The organism is Mycobacterium sp. ITM-2016-00318 (assembly GCF_002968285.2).
Taxonomy (GTDB): domain Bacteria; phylum Actinomycetota; class Actinomycetes; order Mycobacteriales; family Mycobacteriaceae; genus Mycobacterium.
In genome coordinates this window covers 3828885-3843884 of record NZ_CP134400.1, presented here as the reverse complement: position 1 = coordinate 3843884, position 15000 = coordinate 3828885, and the positions used below count along the sequence as shown (strand labels likewise).

Here is a 15000-nt window from a genome sequence, read left to right as displayed (position 1 = left end):
GACGGAAAGGGGTCCGGCCAATGCGCCTAGGCGTGATGATCGGAGCCGAGCGCGGCGACATGACGCGCAAGGTGACCAAGCTCGTGTCCGACATCCAGTGGGCCGAGGAAGCGGGCCTGGACACCGCGTGGATGCCACAGGTGCCCGACGACTTCGACGCGTTGACCATGGTGGCGCTGATGGCCGCCAACACGTCGCGCATCGAGCTGGGTACTGCGGTCGTGCCCCTGCAGGCTCAGCACCCCATAGCCCTTGCCCGCCAGGCACTTTCGGTGCACGCGATGGCGTCGGGGCGGCTGGCGCTCGGCGTCGGGCCGTCGCACCACTGGATTGTGCGGGACATGCTTGGCATCCCGTATGAGAAGCCGGCGGCTTACACCCGCGACTACCTCGACGTGCTCAACGCGGCCATCGCCGGTCCTGGACCGGTGGACGTCGAGAACGACTCGTTCACCGTCCACAACCCGACGGTGCTTGGCGTCGAGACGCCGATGCCGGTGCTGGTGGCCGCGCTCGGACCGGTGATGCTGCAGATCGCGGGGGAGCGCGCCGACGGCACCGTGCTGTGGATGGCCGACGAGAAGGCCATCGGTGACCACATCGCGCCGAAGATCACCAAGGCCGCCGCCGACGCGGGCAGGCCTGCGCCCCGCATCGTCGCGGGCATCCCGGTGTGTCTGTGTGCCAGTTCGGAGATCGACGCGGCCAAGGAGCGCGCCAATCGCATTCTTGCCGAAGCGGAGACGTCGCCGAACTACCAGCGCCTGCTGGACCGCGGCGATGCGCGCGATGTCGGCGATCTGTGTGCCGCAGGCGACGAGGAAGCGATCCTCGCGCGGTTCCGGCAGTTCGCCGACGCAGGGGTCACCGACCTGTCGGTGCGGTTGCTGCCGATCGGCGACAACCGCGACGAGCTCATCGCGTCGAAATACCGAACACGCGAGGTGATTTCGCAGCTCGCCGCTGCGCTACGATGAGCGCTTGCGCGAAGAGTCGAACGAACGGATGAGCGCGCGATGAATGCAGGACCGCTGGCGGGCATCCGCATACTCGAGGTCGGCGTCATGCTCGCCGGTCCGTACGCCACGATGCTGCTCGCCGACCTCGGCGCCGAGGTGATCAAGATCGAGCCGCCCGACGGCGAGATATCCCGTCAGGTCAGCGACAGTTACTTCGCAAGCCTGAACCGCAACAAGCAAAGCGTCTGTGTGGATCTGCGGTCGGAGGCCGGCCAGAAGCAACTGGCGGAGCTCGTCGCGGATTCCCATGCGCTGCTGGTGAACATGAAGCCGTCGGCCATCCGCAGGCTCGGGCTGACCTATGAAGCACTGCGGAAGTACAACGAGAAGATCGTCTGCGTCGCGCTCACCGGCTTCGGGATGGACGGCGGCGACGACCCGGCGTTCGACTACGTGATCCAGGCGGGCACGGGCGTGGCTGCGATGACAGGCGACCCCGACGGTCCGCCCACGCTGCCCGGCTATTCGGCTGCCGACAACTCCACCGGCCTGACCGCGGCGCTCGGGCTGGTGTCCCAGATCGTCTCGGGCCGCGGCGGGCAGCTCGAGGTTTCGCTGCGCGACGTGGTGATGTCACAGCTCAACTACAAGGCGTCGGCGTGGCTGAACGACGGGATCGAGCCGAAGCGGCACCCCAACGGCGCGCATTCGTACTACGTGCCGGCGCAATTGTTTCCGACTGCAGACGGCTACCTGGCGATGTTCATCACGCACGACGCGTTCTGGCGCCTGTTCTGCACAGAAGCCGGTGTCTCCGGGTTTCCGACGATGGCCGAGCGCTCGGCTCAGCGCGAGGAAGTGCTCGCCGTCGTCACCGAGGCGTTGGCCACCGATACCGCCAAGGGTTGGGAGGCGCGGCTGCGTCGGCTCGGTATCCCCGCCGCCGCGGTGCGCAGCCTCCCCGACGGACTCGAGGCGACGCCTGAGGTCATCGTGACGGCGGGCGAGTTCCGGCTGGTCGGCAGCCCGATACGGGTCTCGGGCTACGAGCCTGAGTACCGGCCTGCGCCACGCCTCGACGAGCATGCCCATCTGAGGAGCACACCGCAGTGAGTCACTCGTATTCGACGGTCACCGACTTGGTGTCCGGCACGCCCTGACAGGTGAGGATGTACCCCTCGGCCACCTCGTCATCGTCCAGTGCGTCGTTGACGCGCATGGTCGCCTTGCCCTCGATCAGCTTGGCCATGCAGGTGCCGCAGTTGCCCGCCTCGCAACTGAACGGCGGCGAAAGGCCGGCCCGCCGCGCGCTCTCCAGCAGGGTCTCGTCCTCGACCCGCGCAACCGAAGCCTTCTGTCGGTCGAGCAGGATCGTCACGGTCCCCTCGACGGCCATCTGACCTCCTTGCGCCATTGAGATTCTGTTTCTACGAGAATACTATTCTCACTCTAGGATAGGGTGTTCTCGCGAATTCATGCAACGGTACCGAAGGGCGGGTGAGCTGACGTGAGCCAGCCGGCCGCCCTCGCTTTCGACGATCGCGAATACTCGCTGGCCGAGCTCGATGCGCTGGCCAACGGCATGGCGACGACGCTCGAGCATCGAGGCGTCCGGCACGGCGATCGAGTGGCGCTGATGTCGTCTAACCGGCCGGAGTTCGTCGTAGCGCTGCGCGCCATCTGGCGGCTCGGCGCCGCGGCCGTCCTGCTCAGCCCCGCGTGGCGGCAGGCCGAGGTCCAGCATGCGCTGGCGGTGACCAAGCCGTCGCACGCCGTCGGCGACCATCCGGTGCTCGCCGGCTTGATGCCGATGCTGCCGTTGGATGACCCGGTCACCCCGGGACAGCGGCTGTTCGAGCCCCCTTCCGCCGACTCCGACGCGCTGTTCGTGTTCAGTTCGGGTACGACTGGGATGCCCAAGGCCGTCCGGCACACGCACGCGGCGTTCGCAGTGGCCGTCGAGCATTGGCGCGACGCACTGGGTCTGACGTCGTCGGACCGCATGCAGATCGTCACGCCGCCGTCGCACATCCTCGGACTGCTCAACATCGTGATGGCGCTGGACACCGGCGCGTGGGTCCGGCTGCACCGCCGCTTCGACATCGATCAGATGCTGCACCACATCGAGGCCGACAGGATCACCATCGAAATGGCCGTAGCCCCGATCGCGCTGGCGTTGGCCGCCCATCCGAAGCTCGATTCCTATGACCTGTCGTCGCTGCGCTACGTGATGTGGTGCGCGACCCCGGTCACGCAGAGCGTCGCCGAGGCCGTCACCGCGAGGGCAGGGGTGCGCTGGGTGACCGCGTACGGCACCAGCGAATTGCCAGTTCTCACGTGCAACTCGCTCGAGGGCGCGAAGCTCGACACCGTGGGACGCCCGGTACCCGGTGTCGATCTGCGCATCGTGTCGCTCGAGGACGGGACGCCTGCCGGGACCGGCGAAGTCGGTGAGATTCAAGCTCGATCGGATTCGGTGATGGCGGGTTATCTACCCGATGAGGCCACTGCGCAGGCGTTTACCGACGGCTGGTATCGCACCGGCGACGTCGGCTTTCTGGACGCCGATGGCTGGCTGCGCATCACCGACCGGGCCAGGGAGATGATCAAGGTCAGGGGGTTCCAGGTGGCGCCCGCCGAAATCGAGGCCGTGTTGCACGGTCATCCGGCGGTCGACGACTGCGCGGTCTTCGGCGTCGACGATGTGGCCGACGGCGAAGCGGTCGTCGCAGCGGTCGCGACGCGCGGTCCGGTGACTGCTGACGAACTCATGGCGCTGGTGGCCGACCGGCTGGCGTCGTACAAACAACTGAAACGGGTGGTGTTCGTGCCCGAGATTCCGCGACTGCCTTCCGGGAAGGTGTTGCGCCGAGTGCTGAAGGAGCGTCATGGACGTCCGTCTGACGGCTGAACAGCGGCAGCTGCGCGAGGCCGCCGCCGAAGTGGCCGCCGACCTCGGGCCGGCGTCGGTCGCCGATCTCGATGACGCCAACCGCATCGCTCGGCTGGAGAAAGCCGTCGACGGCACGGGGTTTCGCACTCTGCGCAGCGACGGCGCCTCTGGAGTCGAGGTGGCCATCGTTGCCGAGGAGTTCGCGCGAGGACTGGTGGACGTGCCGTTCCTTGGTCCGGTGCTGGCCGACGACCTGTCACACAGGATCGGACAACCGCTGTCGTCGGCTGCCGGGATCACGTCGGTCGATCTGACGGGAAGCCTTGTCGGCGTTGCCGAGGCGCCGGCCGAGCTCAGGCAGGCGGCCGAGGAGGACGCCGGGCGTTGGCACGCACTCGCCCTCACCGCGACGACGGCTGACATCGTCGGCGCCGCCCGCGGAACCCATGCCCTGGCAACCGAGTACGCCAAGGTTCGCGAGCAGTACGGCGCTACGATAGGTTCCTATCAGGCGGTCCGGCATCTGCTCGCCGAGGGCTCGGCGCTGATCGAGGGCTGCGTCAGCGTGCTTCGGCATGCGGCGTGGGCCGTCGACGAACTGCCCGTCGACGAGGCGGTGGAAGCCGCCCGCGTGGCCAAGATCTATTGCGCGCGTTCGGCGTTGACGGTGTGCGAGACGTCCATTCAGGTACACGGCGGTATCGGCAATACGTGGGAGTGCCTCGCGCACGTGTATCTGCGCCGGGTGCTCGGCGCCACCGAGGCGTGGCCTGCGAAGCTGGAGGAGTTGACCATTGGACTTTCGTGACTCGCAGGAGGAGGCCGCGTTCCGCGAACGGTTGCGCGGTTGGCTGACCGAGCAGAAGGGCAAGTTCCCCACGTCGGGGGACGAATACTGGGCCAAAGCCGGTGAATGGCACGTCGCGTTGTACGAGGCGGGCTTCTTCGGCACCTCGTGGCCGAAGGAGTACGGCGGTCAGGACCTGCCGCCGGTGTATGACGTGATCGTCGACGAGGAGATCGCGAAGGCAGGCGCGCCTGCGCGGCCGAGCCTGGGTTATCTCGTCGTCGGGCTCAGCCATCACGGGAACGAGGAACTGCGGCAACGCTTCCTTCCCGGGATGATCAAGGGAACCGAGCGCTGGTGCCAGGGCTTCAGTGAGCCTGGCGCGGGGTCGGACCTGGCGTCGTTGACGACGACGGCGGTGCGCGACGGTGACGAGTACGTCATCAACGGTCACAAGGTCTGGACCAGTTACTCCGATGTGGCCGACTGGTGTCTGGTGTTGGCCCGGACGGACAAGGAGGTGCCCAAACACAAAGGGATCTCGGCGTTCATCGTGTCGATGCACCAGCCCGGAATCGTGCAGCGCCCGCTGAAGATGATCAGCGGTGTCACCAAGGAGTTCGGCCAGCTCGAGTTCGACGGCGCGCGGGTGCCCGTCGAGAACATGATCGGCGAGCCCGGCGGCGGGTGGAAGCTGGCGATGACCGTGGTCAGCCACGAGCGCGAGCCGTCGACGCTGGGTTTCTCCGCGCGTTACGGAAAAACGGTGCGACAGTTGGCGTCCCGCATCGACGGTCCCCCACCCGAGGAGCTGTCCTGGGCCTGGGTGCAGACCGAGATGCTGCGGTTGCATGTGCGAAGGCGGCTGTCGGAACAACTCGACGGACTGACGCACGGCCCGCAGGGATCGCTGGACAAGCTGCTGATGACGTGGGTGGAGCAGTCGGTCGGGCACGCCGCCCTTGCGACGGTCGGTTCGTCGGACGAAGAGATGTTCGGCGCCTACATGTACAGCCGCGCGCAGAGCGTGATGGGCGGTACCAGCCAGATTCAGAAGAACATCATCGCGCAACGCATTCTCGGATTGGGGAACTAGATGTATGGAATGCCGGACGAAATCGACGTCAAGGCCGAGGGTGCGCTTCGCATCATCACGCTGAACCGGCCCGACGCGCTGAATGCAGTCAACGACAACCTGCACGTCGGCCTGGCCAAGATCTGGGAGGCGCTCAACGAGGACGTCGGCGCGCGGGCGGCGGTCATCACCGGCGCGGGCCGGGCGTTCTCCGCGGGCGGCGACTTCAATTACCTCGATGAGCTGCGCAACGACGAAGCGTTGCGGCAGAAGACGATCAAGCACGGCCGCGACCTCGTCATCGGCATGGTGCGCTGCCGGATTCCGGTGATTGCCGCCGTCAACGGCCCTGCCGTCGGACTTGGCTGCAGCCTGGCGGCGTTGTCCGACATCGTCTACATCGCCGAGACCGCGCACTTCGCCGACCCGCACGTGCAGATCGGCCTCGTCGCCGCCGATGGTGGCCCGCTGGTGTGGGGCTCGCAGATCAGCCTGCTGCAGGCCAAGGAGTTCGCGTTGACGGGTGTGCGGATCAAGGCTGCGCGCGCGGTCGAACTCGGGCTGGCCAATCACGTCGTGGACGACCCGGTGGCCGAGGCGATCGCCTGCGCGAAGAAACTACTCGAGCTGCCGCAGCAGGCGGTCGAGGCCACCAAGCGGCTGATGAACATCCAGTTGGAGCAGGCGGTGATGGCCTCGCTCGACTATGCGAACCTCGCGGAGTACGTGTCGTTCGGCACCGCCGACTTCAACAAGATCGTCGACGGCCTGATCGCCAAGGACAAGTAGGCGGCGCCTACGACAGGCAGTTTCCGGACGTCTCGAAGACGTCCTGGCTCCCCGCCACCCGCTGTCCGCAGACCGCTACCACGGTGTTGGGCACGACAATGGGAAACGTAGCCAACGGGCCACTGTAGACGAAATGCTGGCCGCCACCCGGGTAGGTTTCGCCGGTGGACCTGTTGGATATCTTGCTGCCGACGGCGAGCGTGTTGGTCCACTCACCGTGCACCATTGCGGTGCCGTTGATCGCCACCACGTTATTGTCGTGGTCGTCGGGAGCCTCATTGCCGTAGTTGGTGAGAAAGCCGGCCGTGCCGTCGACCGCAAGCACCTTGTTCCCGAACCTGTTGAAGCCGTCCGCCGTAGCCGTCGTGGGCCGGAAGAAGCTGATTGCAAGAGCCTTGTTGTTGTCCGACGCGCTGGCTTGCGCACCGGTGGCCGAGTTGTCCCCGAATCCGATCGGGTCACCGGGGCCGCCGTCGTAGGAGATACCCGGCGCCGCACCGGCCGTGCCCCCTCCGATCATCCCCGCCACACCGACTCCAGCGGCCAGCGCCGAGCCGACCACGACCCTGCGAACAGATAGTTCTGAGAACACGAGATACCCCTTCTCGAAGTAGGCGAGCGAGACCGCTCACGTCACCGATGCTCGCGGCCGGTCGGGCGGGCGGCTTCAGTAATGGACTACTGCACTTCAGCGACCGCAGGCTGGGTTGCGCCGCGCAGCAATTGGTGCGCCTCTGGAGAATCGGCGTCGGTCAACGTCATATCGACCGGATTCGGGTGGACATAGCATTCGAGCTGGATGTTGTCCGGGTCGCGGAACACGATAGTTGGTCCGTAGCCGGTGTCGATGATCCCGGAATGATGTACGCCCAGCTCGTCCAGGTGTGTCACCCAATGGCGTAGTTCGTCCGAGTCGGTGATGTGGAATGCCAGGTGATCCAGCCCCACCCGCCGTTCATCGAAGGGGCCACCCTCGGACGTCCCATCGTGCGTCATGACGGTGACGGCGACGCCGGACGGGTGAATCAGGCTGCGGCATTCGTAGGTTTGTCGACTGACTCGATTCACCAGCGTGAAACCCATGACGTCCTGCCACCACGCCGCGGAACGGTCGCAGTCGGAAACCGTCAGGTCGATGTGCGAGATTCCCAAGAGCTGCGGCATGCCGCTCACACTGCGCCGAGAGAGCACTGAGGGTTGTGAAATCGCGGAATCAACAGCCCTGGCTGCATTCTCGCGGTCAGAAGGTGAGGGCTTCGGAGCGCTGTACGGTGCCCGTGACCCCCCCGCTGTCCTGTTGTGCGAGAAGGACGGCTGCAGTTGCCATCGCCTCTGGCGGCTCGACCATCTCGTCGGGTATCTCCATTCCGGCCCCACTGGCCTGCCAGCCTTCGGTCAGCACCACCCGCGACGGGCTCAGGCAGTTCACGGCGATGTTGTCCGGCTTCAGATCGGCCGCCAACCCCGCGTACAGCCGCTCGACGCCCGCCTTCGACACCCAGTAGGGATTCGACCCGTGCTCGGTCATCGTCACGCCGGTGGTCGTGATCGCGATCAACGACCCGCCGCCTCGTGCGCGCACATGCGGGATGACAGCCTTGGTCACCAGGAAGACGCCGGTCAGGTTGACGTCGAGGCACAGCTGCCAACGTCGCAGCGGTGTGGACTCGATCGGCCCCAGCCACAGCACGCCTGCGTTGGCGACCAGAATGTCGATGCCGCCGAACTCCGCCACGGTCGCGGCCACCGCAGCCTCGACGGACTCCTCCTTGGTGACATCGCACGGCACCGCGAGCGCGCGGCCGCCCGAGGACGAAATCGCCTCGGCGACCGAATGAATGGTGCCGGGCAGCTTGCCCGTCTCCTCGGAGCGTGCGGCGACCGCGACCGCCGCGCGCTCGCGGGCGAGTGCAGCGGCGATTGTCGCGCCGATGCCGCGGCTGGCACCGGCGACGAACGCCACCTTGCCCGCAAGCGTCACTTCGGCGGGAAGCGCAACGCCCCGTCGAGGCGAATGATCTCGCCGTTGAGGTAGTCGTTCTCGATGATGCTCTGTGCCAACTGCGCGTACTCCGTCGAGCGTCCCATCCGCTTGGGGAACGGCACCTGCGGTCCCCAGTACTGCTCGAGTTGGTCGGCGGCCTTGCCGTACGCCGGGGTGTTGATGGTTCCGGGAGCGATGGTGTTGACGCGGATGCCCAGCGGCGACAAGTCGCGTGCGGCCACCAGTGTCATGCCGAGCACGCCGCCCTTGGCTGCCGAGTAGGGGAGCTGGCCGATCTGGCCTTCGTAACCCGCGATCGATGCGGTGTTGACGATTGCGCCGCGGCCGCCCTCTTCCAGCGGCTCGGATTTCGCGATCGCCGCGGCCGTCAGCCGCATCACGTTGAACACCGCGGTCAGGTAGAACTCGATCGTCTTCTTGAAGCCGTCGAGGTCAAGCGGGGAGCCGTCCTTGCCGATCAGCCTGCCGCCCGCGGCGGGACCGCCGTGGGTGTCGACCGAGATCCGCAGCGGGGCCAGCGACACCGCCTCAGCGATCGCCGCGTTGACGGATTCCTCGGAGGTGGCGTCGGTGGGCACGTAGCGCACACCGAGCTCGCTCTCCAGCGCTTTGCCCTTGTCATCGGCGAGGTCGGCGACGACGACCTTGGCTCCCGCGCCGTGCAGCCTGCGCACGGTCGCCTCACCGAGGCCGCCCGCACCGCCCACCACAATCGCGGAGCTACCGGCGATTTGCATATGGTTCCCCTTCTTGCAACTGGCACTCTCGAAGAGAGAGAATAGCATTCTCACGCCGATCGAAACGGAGCCACCTTCATGCCGGAAGCCGTCATCGTGTCCGCCCTGCGTACGCCGATCGGAACCGCGATGAAAGGCACGCTGCGCGACACCGACGCCTATCGGCTCGCCGACCATGTGGTGGGAAGCGCCGTCAACGACCTTGGCGGCGGCACGATCGATGACGTCATCCTCGGTGAGGGCCTCTACGGCGGCGGCGTCGTGGCACGTCACGCCGCACTGACCGCCGGCCTGACGTCGGTGCCCGGGCTGGCCCTGAACCGGCACTGCGCCGCGGGCCAGGCGGCTGTGCAGAGCGCCGCGGCGAGCATCCGCGCCGGCATGGATCAGTTGGTGCTCGCGGGCGGGGTGAACTCGGCGTCGACTTCCCCGCGGTTCACCCGCCGTCAGATCGGTGGCGAGAACGACAGCGAGACGGTGCCGTGGTTCCCGCCGACACACCCCGACCGGCCGGATGCGCCGAACATGGACATGTCGATCACCGTCGGCTGGAATGCCGCGGTCAAGGCCGGGGTGACCCGCGAGGAGATGGACGAGTGGGCGCTTGGGTCGCACCGCAAGGCGGTCCAGGCCATCGACGAGGGCCGCTTCAAGGAAGAGATCGTGCCGATCGACACGCCGCACGGCCTGTTCGAGGTCGACGAGCATCCGCGGCGTGACAGCAGCATCGAGAAGCTTGCGGGCCTGAAGCCGCTGCACCCCGAGATCGAGGGGTTCTCGATCACCGCGGGCAATGCCTGTGGCGCCAACGACGGCGCAGCGATACTGGCGGTCGCCAGCGACCGGCTCGGGCTGCCCGCGCTCGCGACCGTCAAGGCGTGGGCGTCGGTCGGTGTCGATCCGGCGTCGACGGGCCTTGCGCCGGTCGAGGCGATTCCGAAAGCCCTTGCCCGCGCACGTCTCTCGGTGTCCGATGTCGACCTCTTCGAGATCAACGAAGCCTTCGCCGCGATGTGCGTGGCGACGATCAAGCTTCTCGACATCGATCCCGCCATCGTGAACGTCAGCGGCAGCGGTTGTTCGCTCGGCCATCCCGTGGCTGCCACCGGCGCCCGCATGCTCGTCACACTCGTGCACGAACTGCGAAGGCGTGGCGGCGGAATAGGGGTGGCCGCCATGTGTGCGGGTGGCGGAATGGGTTCGGCGACCGTCATCGAGGTACCGGCTTCCTAGGCCATCATTTCGATATGACAGTCGACGAGCTCATCACCGCGGCGCGCGGCGGGTCCACCCGAGCGGCCGGTCGCTTGTTGAGCCTTGTCGAGAGCCCCCGCCGCGACGAAGTCCTCCAAGCGCTTGGAGCGGCGACCGCCCCGCAGATCATCGGGTTGACGGGGCCGCCAGGGGCGGGGAAGTCCACCTCCGTCGCCGCGCTCGTCAGCGCCTACCGTGCACGCGGCAGACGGGTCGCCGTTCTTGCGGTCGACCCCTCGTCGCCCTACAGCGGCGGCGCGCTTCTCGGCGACCGGATCCGGATGGCCGCACACATCAACGATCCCGACGTACTGATCCGATCGATCGCCACCCGTGGTCACCTCGGCGGGCTCGCTGCCGCCGTGCCCGCGGCGACCCGACTGCTCGCCGCCCTTGCCTACGACCTGATCGTGCTGGAGACGGTCGGCGTCGGACAGTCGGAGATCGAGATCGCCGCGATCGCCGACCCGACCATCGTCGTCCTCAATCCCGGCGCGGGAGACGCGGTTCAGGCCGCGAAGGCCGGACTGCTCGAAGTCGCCGACATCGTAGTGGTGAACAAGGCCGACCGCGAAGGGGCCGACCAGACCGTGCGCGACCTTCGCGCCGAGACCAACGCGCCGATCCTCAAACTCATCGCCGCGCAAAGCGACGGCATCCCCGAATTGGTCGAAGCCATTGAGGCGCACGCCCGTGCCGACAACCCGGAGCGCCGCAAGGCCCGCGCCCGTGCGCAGATCCTGTCATTGGCGCAGACCCGGCTGCGAAGCCATGCCGACCTGGATCGGATGGCCGAGCTCGTCGCCGAGGGCCGCACCGATCCTTACACCGCGGCTGAGCAGCTGTTCGCCATCCCGGTGGAGCCGTGATCTGGTACAAAGTGCGACAACGGAACGGAGTTGAGCAGTGAGCGTGACAAGTCCAGTGGTTTCGGGTGGTCCCGTCGTCTTCGATCCGTACTCCGACGACTACTTCGACATGCCGTTCGAGACCTACCGCCGAATGCGCGACGAGGCACCGCTGTACTACAGCGACAAGTACGATTTCTGGGCGCTGACACGCTACGACGATGTGTCCGCGGCGATCAGGGATCACCAAACCTTCTCGTCGGCCAGGGGCGTCACCCTCGACATGGTCAAGGCCACCGCGCGGGGTGAGGCTGCGATGGGAAAGATCATCATCAGTCTGGATCCACCCGAACACGAGCGGATGCGCAAGCTGGTGAACCGCGTCTTCACCCCGCGAGCGGTGGCGTCGCTGGAATCGCTTGTGCGAGAGACCATCGATCGCTATGTGGACCAGCTCGATCCGTCGTCGTTCGACGCGGTCGAGGACTTCGCCGCACTGTTCCCGGTCGAGGTCATCACCTCGATGCTCGGTGTGCCGGCCGCCGACAGGCAGCAACTGCGGCATTGGCTCGACAAGGGACTCGAGCGCGAAGGACTTGGTGTGTCAGACGAGAGCATGGAAGCGGTGATGAAATCCGCCGCTTATTACTACGAGCTCATTGCCGAACGCCGCAAGAAGCCGCAGGACGACATGATCAGCGGGCTCATCGAGGCGGAGGTCACCGAGGACGGCGAGACCCGCAGACTGGACGACGTCGAGATCACGGGCTTCTGCACCATGCTGGGCGGCGCCGGGGCCGAGACGGTGACGAAATTGGTCGGCAACGCCGTCGTGGTGTTCGCCGACAACCCCGACCAGTGGCAGAAACTCCGGGACGACCGTAGCAAGATCCCGGCGGCCTTCGAGGAGCTACTGCGGTACGAGGGACCGTCGCAGTATCAGATCCGCACCCCAACGCGCGATGTGACGATGTACGGCAAGACGATTCCGAAGGACGCCCCCGTCCTGCTGATCAACGGCTCGGCCAGCCGTGACGAACGGTTCTTCCCCGACGCCGACCGCTTCGACATCGATCGCGAGCGCAAGGTCGGCTACAACCTGAACTTCGGCTACGGCATCCACAGCTGCCTGGGCGCCGCACTCGCCCGGATGGAGGGCCGGATGGCGCTGGACACGCTGCTCGATCTGATCCCGCGATACGACATCGACCGATCAGGCCTGAAGCGAGTGCACATGACGAATGTCCTGGGCTGGTGCAACGTTCCGGTTCGCGTGGCGGGCTAGGAGACCGACGTACCCGTCGCCGCCGCGTGCCCGGCGCGGTAGCCGAAAACCATTGCCGGTCCGATGGTCCCGCCCGCACCGCCGTAGGCCTTACCCGTCGCACCCGCCATCGCATTCCCTGCTGCGTACAGCCCTGGTATCGGTTCACCGCTGACGTGCAGCACCCGCCCGTCGCGGTCGGTGCGCGGTCCGCCCTTTGTACCCATCGCGCCCACCGTGACCGGAACCGCATAGTACGGCGCCGTGTCGATCGGCCCGAGGGTCTTACCCGCGGTCGTCGCGGCGTCATTGTCGCCCCAGTACCCGTCGTAAGCGCTCGAGCCACGGCCGAAGTCGGGGTCACTCTCGTTGGCCACTTTCTCGTTCCACGCGTCCAGGGTGCGGGCCAGGCCGTCGGCGTCGATACCGGTCTTCTCGCTCAGTTCGGCCAGGTCTCTCGACTGGCAGAACCAGGCGGGCACCGGGCCGTCGGGTTCGACACCGAGGAAGCCGTAGCGCTTGAGATGCTGGTCGTCGAACACGATCCACGCGGGGTCGTTGAGGTAGCCGTGGCGCGGGTCGAGATGGTGGAACGGGCCTGCCATCGAGTTGTATTCGCCTGCCTCGTTGAGGAATCGCTTACCGGCCCGGTTGACGATGATGCTTCGCGGTCGCGTCCGCTCGAGCCGCACGCTGCGGCTGCGTGGCTTGCCCTCGAACGTGTCGCCGGGGATCTGGATGATCGGCACCCACCACGCCTCACCCATGTTGGCCAGGTCGGCGCCGTGTGCCATGGCCATGCGCAAGCCGTCGCCGGTGTTGTTCGGTGGCGACACCGGGCCCCGCATCGGTCCGCGCAGGAAGGCATCGACCAGCGCCTCATCCCACTCGAAGCCGCCGGTGCCCAGCACCACGCCCGCACGAGCCCTGACACGGACATCGTTGCCGTTCAGGTGAATTCGGACACCTGCGATCGCGCCGTCAGCCGCGATCAGTTCGATCGCCCGTGCGTCGGTCTGCGGTGTCACGCCGCGATCGAGGAGTCCCTTCAGCAGCCCGGCGATCAGTGCGGTCCCCGCAACGCAGTAGTCACCCCCTTCGCTGTCGACATCAGCGTGGATCCGCGCACGCGTCTCGGCGTCGATGCCGACGTTGCTGAAGTCGGCGGGAAAAGACGTGATCCTCTCCTTCCAGTCGCCGAGGCGGGCCAGGTCGAAGGGTTTGGCGTTCAAGGAGCGGCCGCCCGTCGGTCGTCCGCCGGGCAGTTCGGGCTTGTAATCCGGGAAACCCTCGGCGATCTCGAATCGCAGCTCGCTGTGTTGTTCGACGAAGTCGAGCATCTCCGGACCGGTGTGCACGAACGTCTCGACGAGTTCGCGGTCCATCACACCCAGCGACTGCGCCTCCAGGTACTGCAGTGCGTCGGCTTCGGTCAGTTCGCCGTCGGGCGACCGGCGATGCGCGGGTATCCAGACGATGCCGCCGGACACCGCGGTGGTCCCGCCCACTGTCGCGGCTTTCTCGTACACCGCCACCGATGCGCCGTTGGCCGCGGCGGTCAGGGCGGCTGTCAGGCCTGCGCCACCACTGCCCAGCACGACGACGTCGACTTCGTTGTCCCAACCAGTCACCGGTGCACATCCTTTCGGCTGACGGACCCTCAGTTGAGGATCGCGGATAACTCTCCTGCCGCCTTGATTACCGAGTCTCGGCCACCCATCACCACGTCCTCGCGATGCGAAATGAGGTTTATGCACGTCGGCGGAGACGGCGGGCTGCGCTTGACGGGTACGGCGAGACCGAAGGTGTTCGGCTCGACCTCGCCGTGGGTGATGACCCAACCCTGCTTGCGGGTCTGCGGCACGAGATCGCGCTCGCCCGGCCGTGGCGGCATGCTGGCCAGCAGGGCAATGCCCGCCGCCCCTCGCTCGAGGGGATGGCGGCTGCCCTCGTGAAACGACAGTTGGTAGAAAACGTTCGTCGGCACGATCACCGCGATGGCGACCTGCTGGTCGCCTTCCGCGATGAGCAGCGAGACCGTGGTGCCGAGCTCGTCGGCCAGCGTGCGCAGGGTGGGCAAGCTCAACTGCCGGACGTTGTTGTCGAAGGACGCCCCGAGCACCGCGAGCGCCGACGCCGACCGGTATCGGCCGTCTTCACCTTTGGCCACGAATCGGTATTGCGCCAGCGTGGTGAGTAGCCGATAGGCGATCGTCCTGTGCACCCCGATGTCGTCGGCCACCTGCTGGGCGGTCAAGCCGTTCGGAGCGGCGGCGACCAACTGCAAGGCGGCGAGACCGCGGGCCAGGGTCTGCGAACCGGGTGCGTTGTTGGTTCCGGCACCGACGGCGCCTTCATTGCTGGCCTTCGGCATCGCCCCTCCTTGACA

The 15000-nt window shown here is 66.8% G+C and carries 16 protein-coding genes; 9 read left to right on the top strand and 7 right to left on the bottom strand.

Going from position 1 to position 15000, the window contains the following annotated elements; genetic code table 11:
• Positions 1 to 20 precede the first annotated feature (20 nt).
• A complete protein-coding gene (locus C6A82_RS18760) occupies positions 21 to 977 on the top strand; it encodes an LLM class F420-dependent oxidoreductase (protein WP_105349185.1) in 957 nt (318 codons plus the stop codon).
• Between the two features lie 39 nt (positions 978 to 1016).
• A complete protein-coding gene (locus tag C6A82_RS18755) occupies positions 1017 to 2072 on the top strand; it encodes a CaiB/BaiF CoA-transferase family protein (RefSeq protein WP_105349186.1) in 1056 nt (351 codons plus the stop codon).
• Between the two features lies 1 nt (position 2073).
• Here the strand turns inward: C6A82_RS18755 and C6A82_RS18750 are convergent, their stop codons facing one another.
• The gene (locus tag C6A82_RS18750) at positions 2074 to 2373 is read right to left on the bottom strand and encodes a 2Fe-2S iron-sulfur cluster-binding protein (RefSeq protein WP_105349187.1); all 300 of its coding nucleotides are present in this window, start codon (positions 2371 to 2373) and stop codon (positions 2074 to 2076) included.
• Between the two features lie 93 nt (positions 2374 to 2466).
• Here C6A82_RS18750 and C6A82_RS18745 point away from each other — a divergent pair, with 93 nt between their 5' ends.
• The 4 genes from C6A82_RS18745 to C6A82_RS18730 are packed head-to-tail and all read left to right on the top strand — an operon-like array spanning position 2467 to position 6503.
• Positions 2467 to 3870 (top strand): class I adenylate-forming enzyme family protein, encoded by a 1404-nt coding sequence (locus C6A82_RS18745; protein WP_105349188.1) that lies wholly within the window; start codon positions 2467 to 2469, stop codon positions 3868 to 3870.
• The gene (locus C6A82_RS18740) at positions 3848 to 4660 is read left to right on the top strand and encodes an acyl-CoA dehydrogenase family protein (RefSeq protein ID WP_105349189.1); all 813 of its coding nucleotides are present in this window, start codon (positions 3848 to 3850) and stop codon (positions 4658 to 4660) included. Before C6A82_RS18745 ends, C6A82_RS18740 begins: the two co-directional genes overlap by 23 nt.
• On the top strand, positions 4647 to 5735 hold the full coding sequence (locus C6A82_RS18735; protein WP_105349190.1) for an acyl-CoA dehydrogenase family protein: 1089 nt from the start codon (positions 4647 to 4649) through the stop codon (positions 5733 to 5735). The genes C6A82_RS18740 and C6A82_RS18735 overlap by 14 nt, the downstream gene beginning before the upstream one ends.
• Positions 5736 to 6503 carry an enoyl-CoA hydratase/isomerase family protein gene (locus C6A82_RS18730; protein ID WP_105349191.1) on the top strand — a complete coding sequence of 256 codons (768 nt, stop codon included), beginning with the start codon at positions 5736 to 5738 and terminating at the stop codon, positions 6501 to 6503.
• A gap of 7 nt (positions 6504 to 6510) precedes the next feature.
• Here C6A82_RS18730 and C6A82_RS18725 read toward each other — a convergent pair whose 3' ends face one another.
• The 4 genes from C6A82_RS18725 to C6A82_RS18710 all read right to left on the bottom strand — a co-directional run bounded on the left by C6A82_RS18725 (position 6511) and on the right by C6A82_RS18710 (position 9245).
• The gene (locus tag C6A82_RS18725) at positions 6511 to 7095 is read right to left on the bottom strand and encodes a hypothetical protein (protein ID WP_142406062.1); all 585 of its coding nucleotides are present in this window, start codon (positions 7093 to 7095) and stop codon (positions 6511 to 6513) included.
• 86 nt (positions 7096 to 7181) lie between these two features.
• Positions 7182 to 7667 carry a VOC family protein gene (locus tag C6A82_RS18720; RefSeq protein WP_233217181.1) on the bottom strand — a complete coding sequence of 162 codons (486 nt, stop codon included), beginning with the start codon at positions 7665 to 7667 and terminating at the stop codon, positions 7182 to 7184.
• Positions 7668 to 7743: 76 nt separating this feature from the next.
• Positions 7744 to 8484 (bottom strand): SDR family NAD(P)-dependent oxidoreductase, encoded by a 741-nt coding sequence (locus C6A82_RS18715; protein ID WP_105349194.1) that lies wholly within the window; start codon positions 8482 to 8484, stop codon positions 7744 to 7746.
• A complete protein-coding gene (locus C6A82_RS18710; protein WP_105349195.1) occupies positions 8481 to 9245 on the bottom strand; it encodes an SDR family NAD(P)-dependent oxidoreductase in 765 nt (254 codons plus the stop codon). The genes C6A82_RS18715 and C6A82_RS18710 overlap by 4 nt, the downstream gene beginning before the upstream one ends.
• 78 nt (positions 9246 to 9323) lie before the next feature.
• Here C6A82_RS18710 and C6A82_RS18705 point away from each other — a divergent pair, with 78 nt between their 5' ends.
• From C6A82_RS18705 to C6A82_RS18695, 3 genes are read left to right on the top strand one after another with little or no spacing between them, the layout of a single operon-like run.
• A complete protein-coding gene (locus C6A82_RS18705) occupies positions 9324 to 10478 on the top strand; it encodes a thiolase family protein (protein WP_105349196.1) in 1155 nt (384 codons plus the stop codon).
• Between the two features lie 14 nt (positions 10479 to 10492).
• Positions 10493 to 11368 (top strand): methylmalonyl Co-A mutase-associated GTPase MeaB, encoded by an 876-nt coding sequence (meaB, locus tag C6A82_RS18700; protein ID WP_105349197.1) that lies wholly within the window; start codon positions 10493 to 10495, stop codon positions 11366 to 11368.
• Positions 11369 to 11405: 37 nt separating this feature from the next.
• Positions 11406 to 12632 carry a cytochrome P450 gene (locus C6A82_RS18695; protein WP_105349198.1) on the top strand — a complete coding sequence of 409 codons (1227 nt, stop codon included), beginning with the start codon at positions 11406 to 11408 and terminating at the stop codon, positions 12630 to 12632.
• Here the strand turns inward: C6A82_RS18695 and C6A82_RS18690 are convergent.
• The gene (locus C6A82_RS18690; protein WP_105349199.1) at positions 12629 to 14242 is read right to left on the bottom strand and encodes an FAD-dependent oxidoreductase; all 1614 of its coding nucleotides are present in this window, start codon (positions 14240 to 14242) and stop codon (positions 12629 to 12631) included. The genes C6A82_RS18695 and C6A82_RS18690 overlap by 4 nt on opposite strands.
• 29 nt (positions 14243 to 14271) lie before the next feature.
• The gene (locus tag C6A82_RS18685; RefSeq protein ID WP_105349200.1) at positions 14272 to 14985 is read right to left on the bottom strand and encodes an IclR family transcriptional regulator; all 714 of its coding nucleotides are present in this window, start codon (positions 14983 to 14985) and stop codon (positions 14272 to 14274) included.
• Positions 14986 to 15000 lie beyond the last annotated feature (15 nt).

Coding starts and splice junctions, on each gene's coding strand:
- C6A82_RS18760 (WP_105349185.1), top strand. CDS start 21: ATGCGCCTAGGCGTGATGATCGGAGCCGAGCGCGGCGACATGACGCGC.
- C6A82_RS18685 (WP_105349200.1), bottom strand. CDS start 14,985: ATGCCGAAGGCCAGCAATGAAGGCGCCGTCGGTGCCGGAACCAACAAC.
- meaB (WP_105349197.1), top strand. CDS start 10,493: ATGACAGTCGACGAGCTCATCACCGCGGCGCGCGGCGGGTCCACCCGA.
- C6A82_RS18740 (WP_105349189.1), top strand. CDS start 3,848: ATGGACGTCCGTCTGACGGCTGAACAGCGGCAGCTGCGCGAGGCCGCC.
- C6A82_RS18705 (WP_105349196.1), top strand. CDS start 9,324: ATGCCGGAAGCCGTCATCGTGTCCGCCCTGCGTACGCCGATCGGAACC.
- C6A82_RS18755 (WP_105349186.1), top strand. CDS start 1,017: ATGAATGCAGGACCGCTGGCGGGCATCCGCATACTCGAGGTCGGCGTC.
- C6A82_RS18730 (WP_105349191.1), top strand. CDS start 5,736: ATGTATGGAATGCCGGACGAAATCGACGTCAAGGCCGAGGGTGCGCTT.
- C6A82_RS18750 (WP_105349187.1), bottom strand. CDS start 2,373: ATGGCGCAAGGAGGTCAGATGGCCGTCGAGGGGACCGTGACGATCCTG.
- C6A82_RS18710 (WP_105349195.1), bottom strand. CDS start 9,245: ATGCAAATCGCCGGTAGCTCCGCGATTGTGGTGGGCGGTGCGGGCGGC.
- C6A82_RS18720 (WP_233217181.1), bottom strand. CDS start 7,667: ATGCCGCAGCTCTTGGGAATCTCGCACATCGACCTGACGGTTTCCGAC.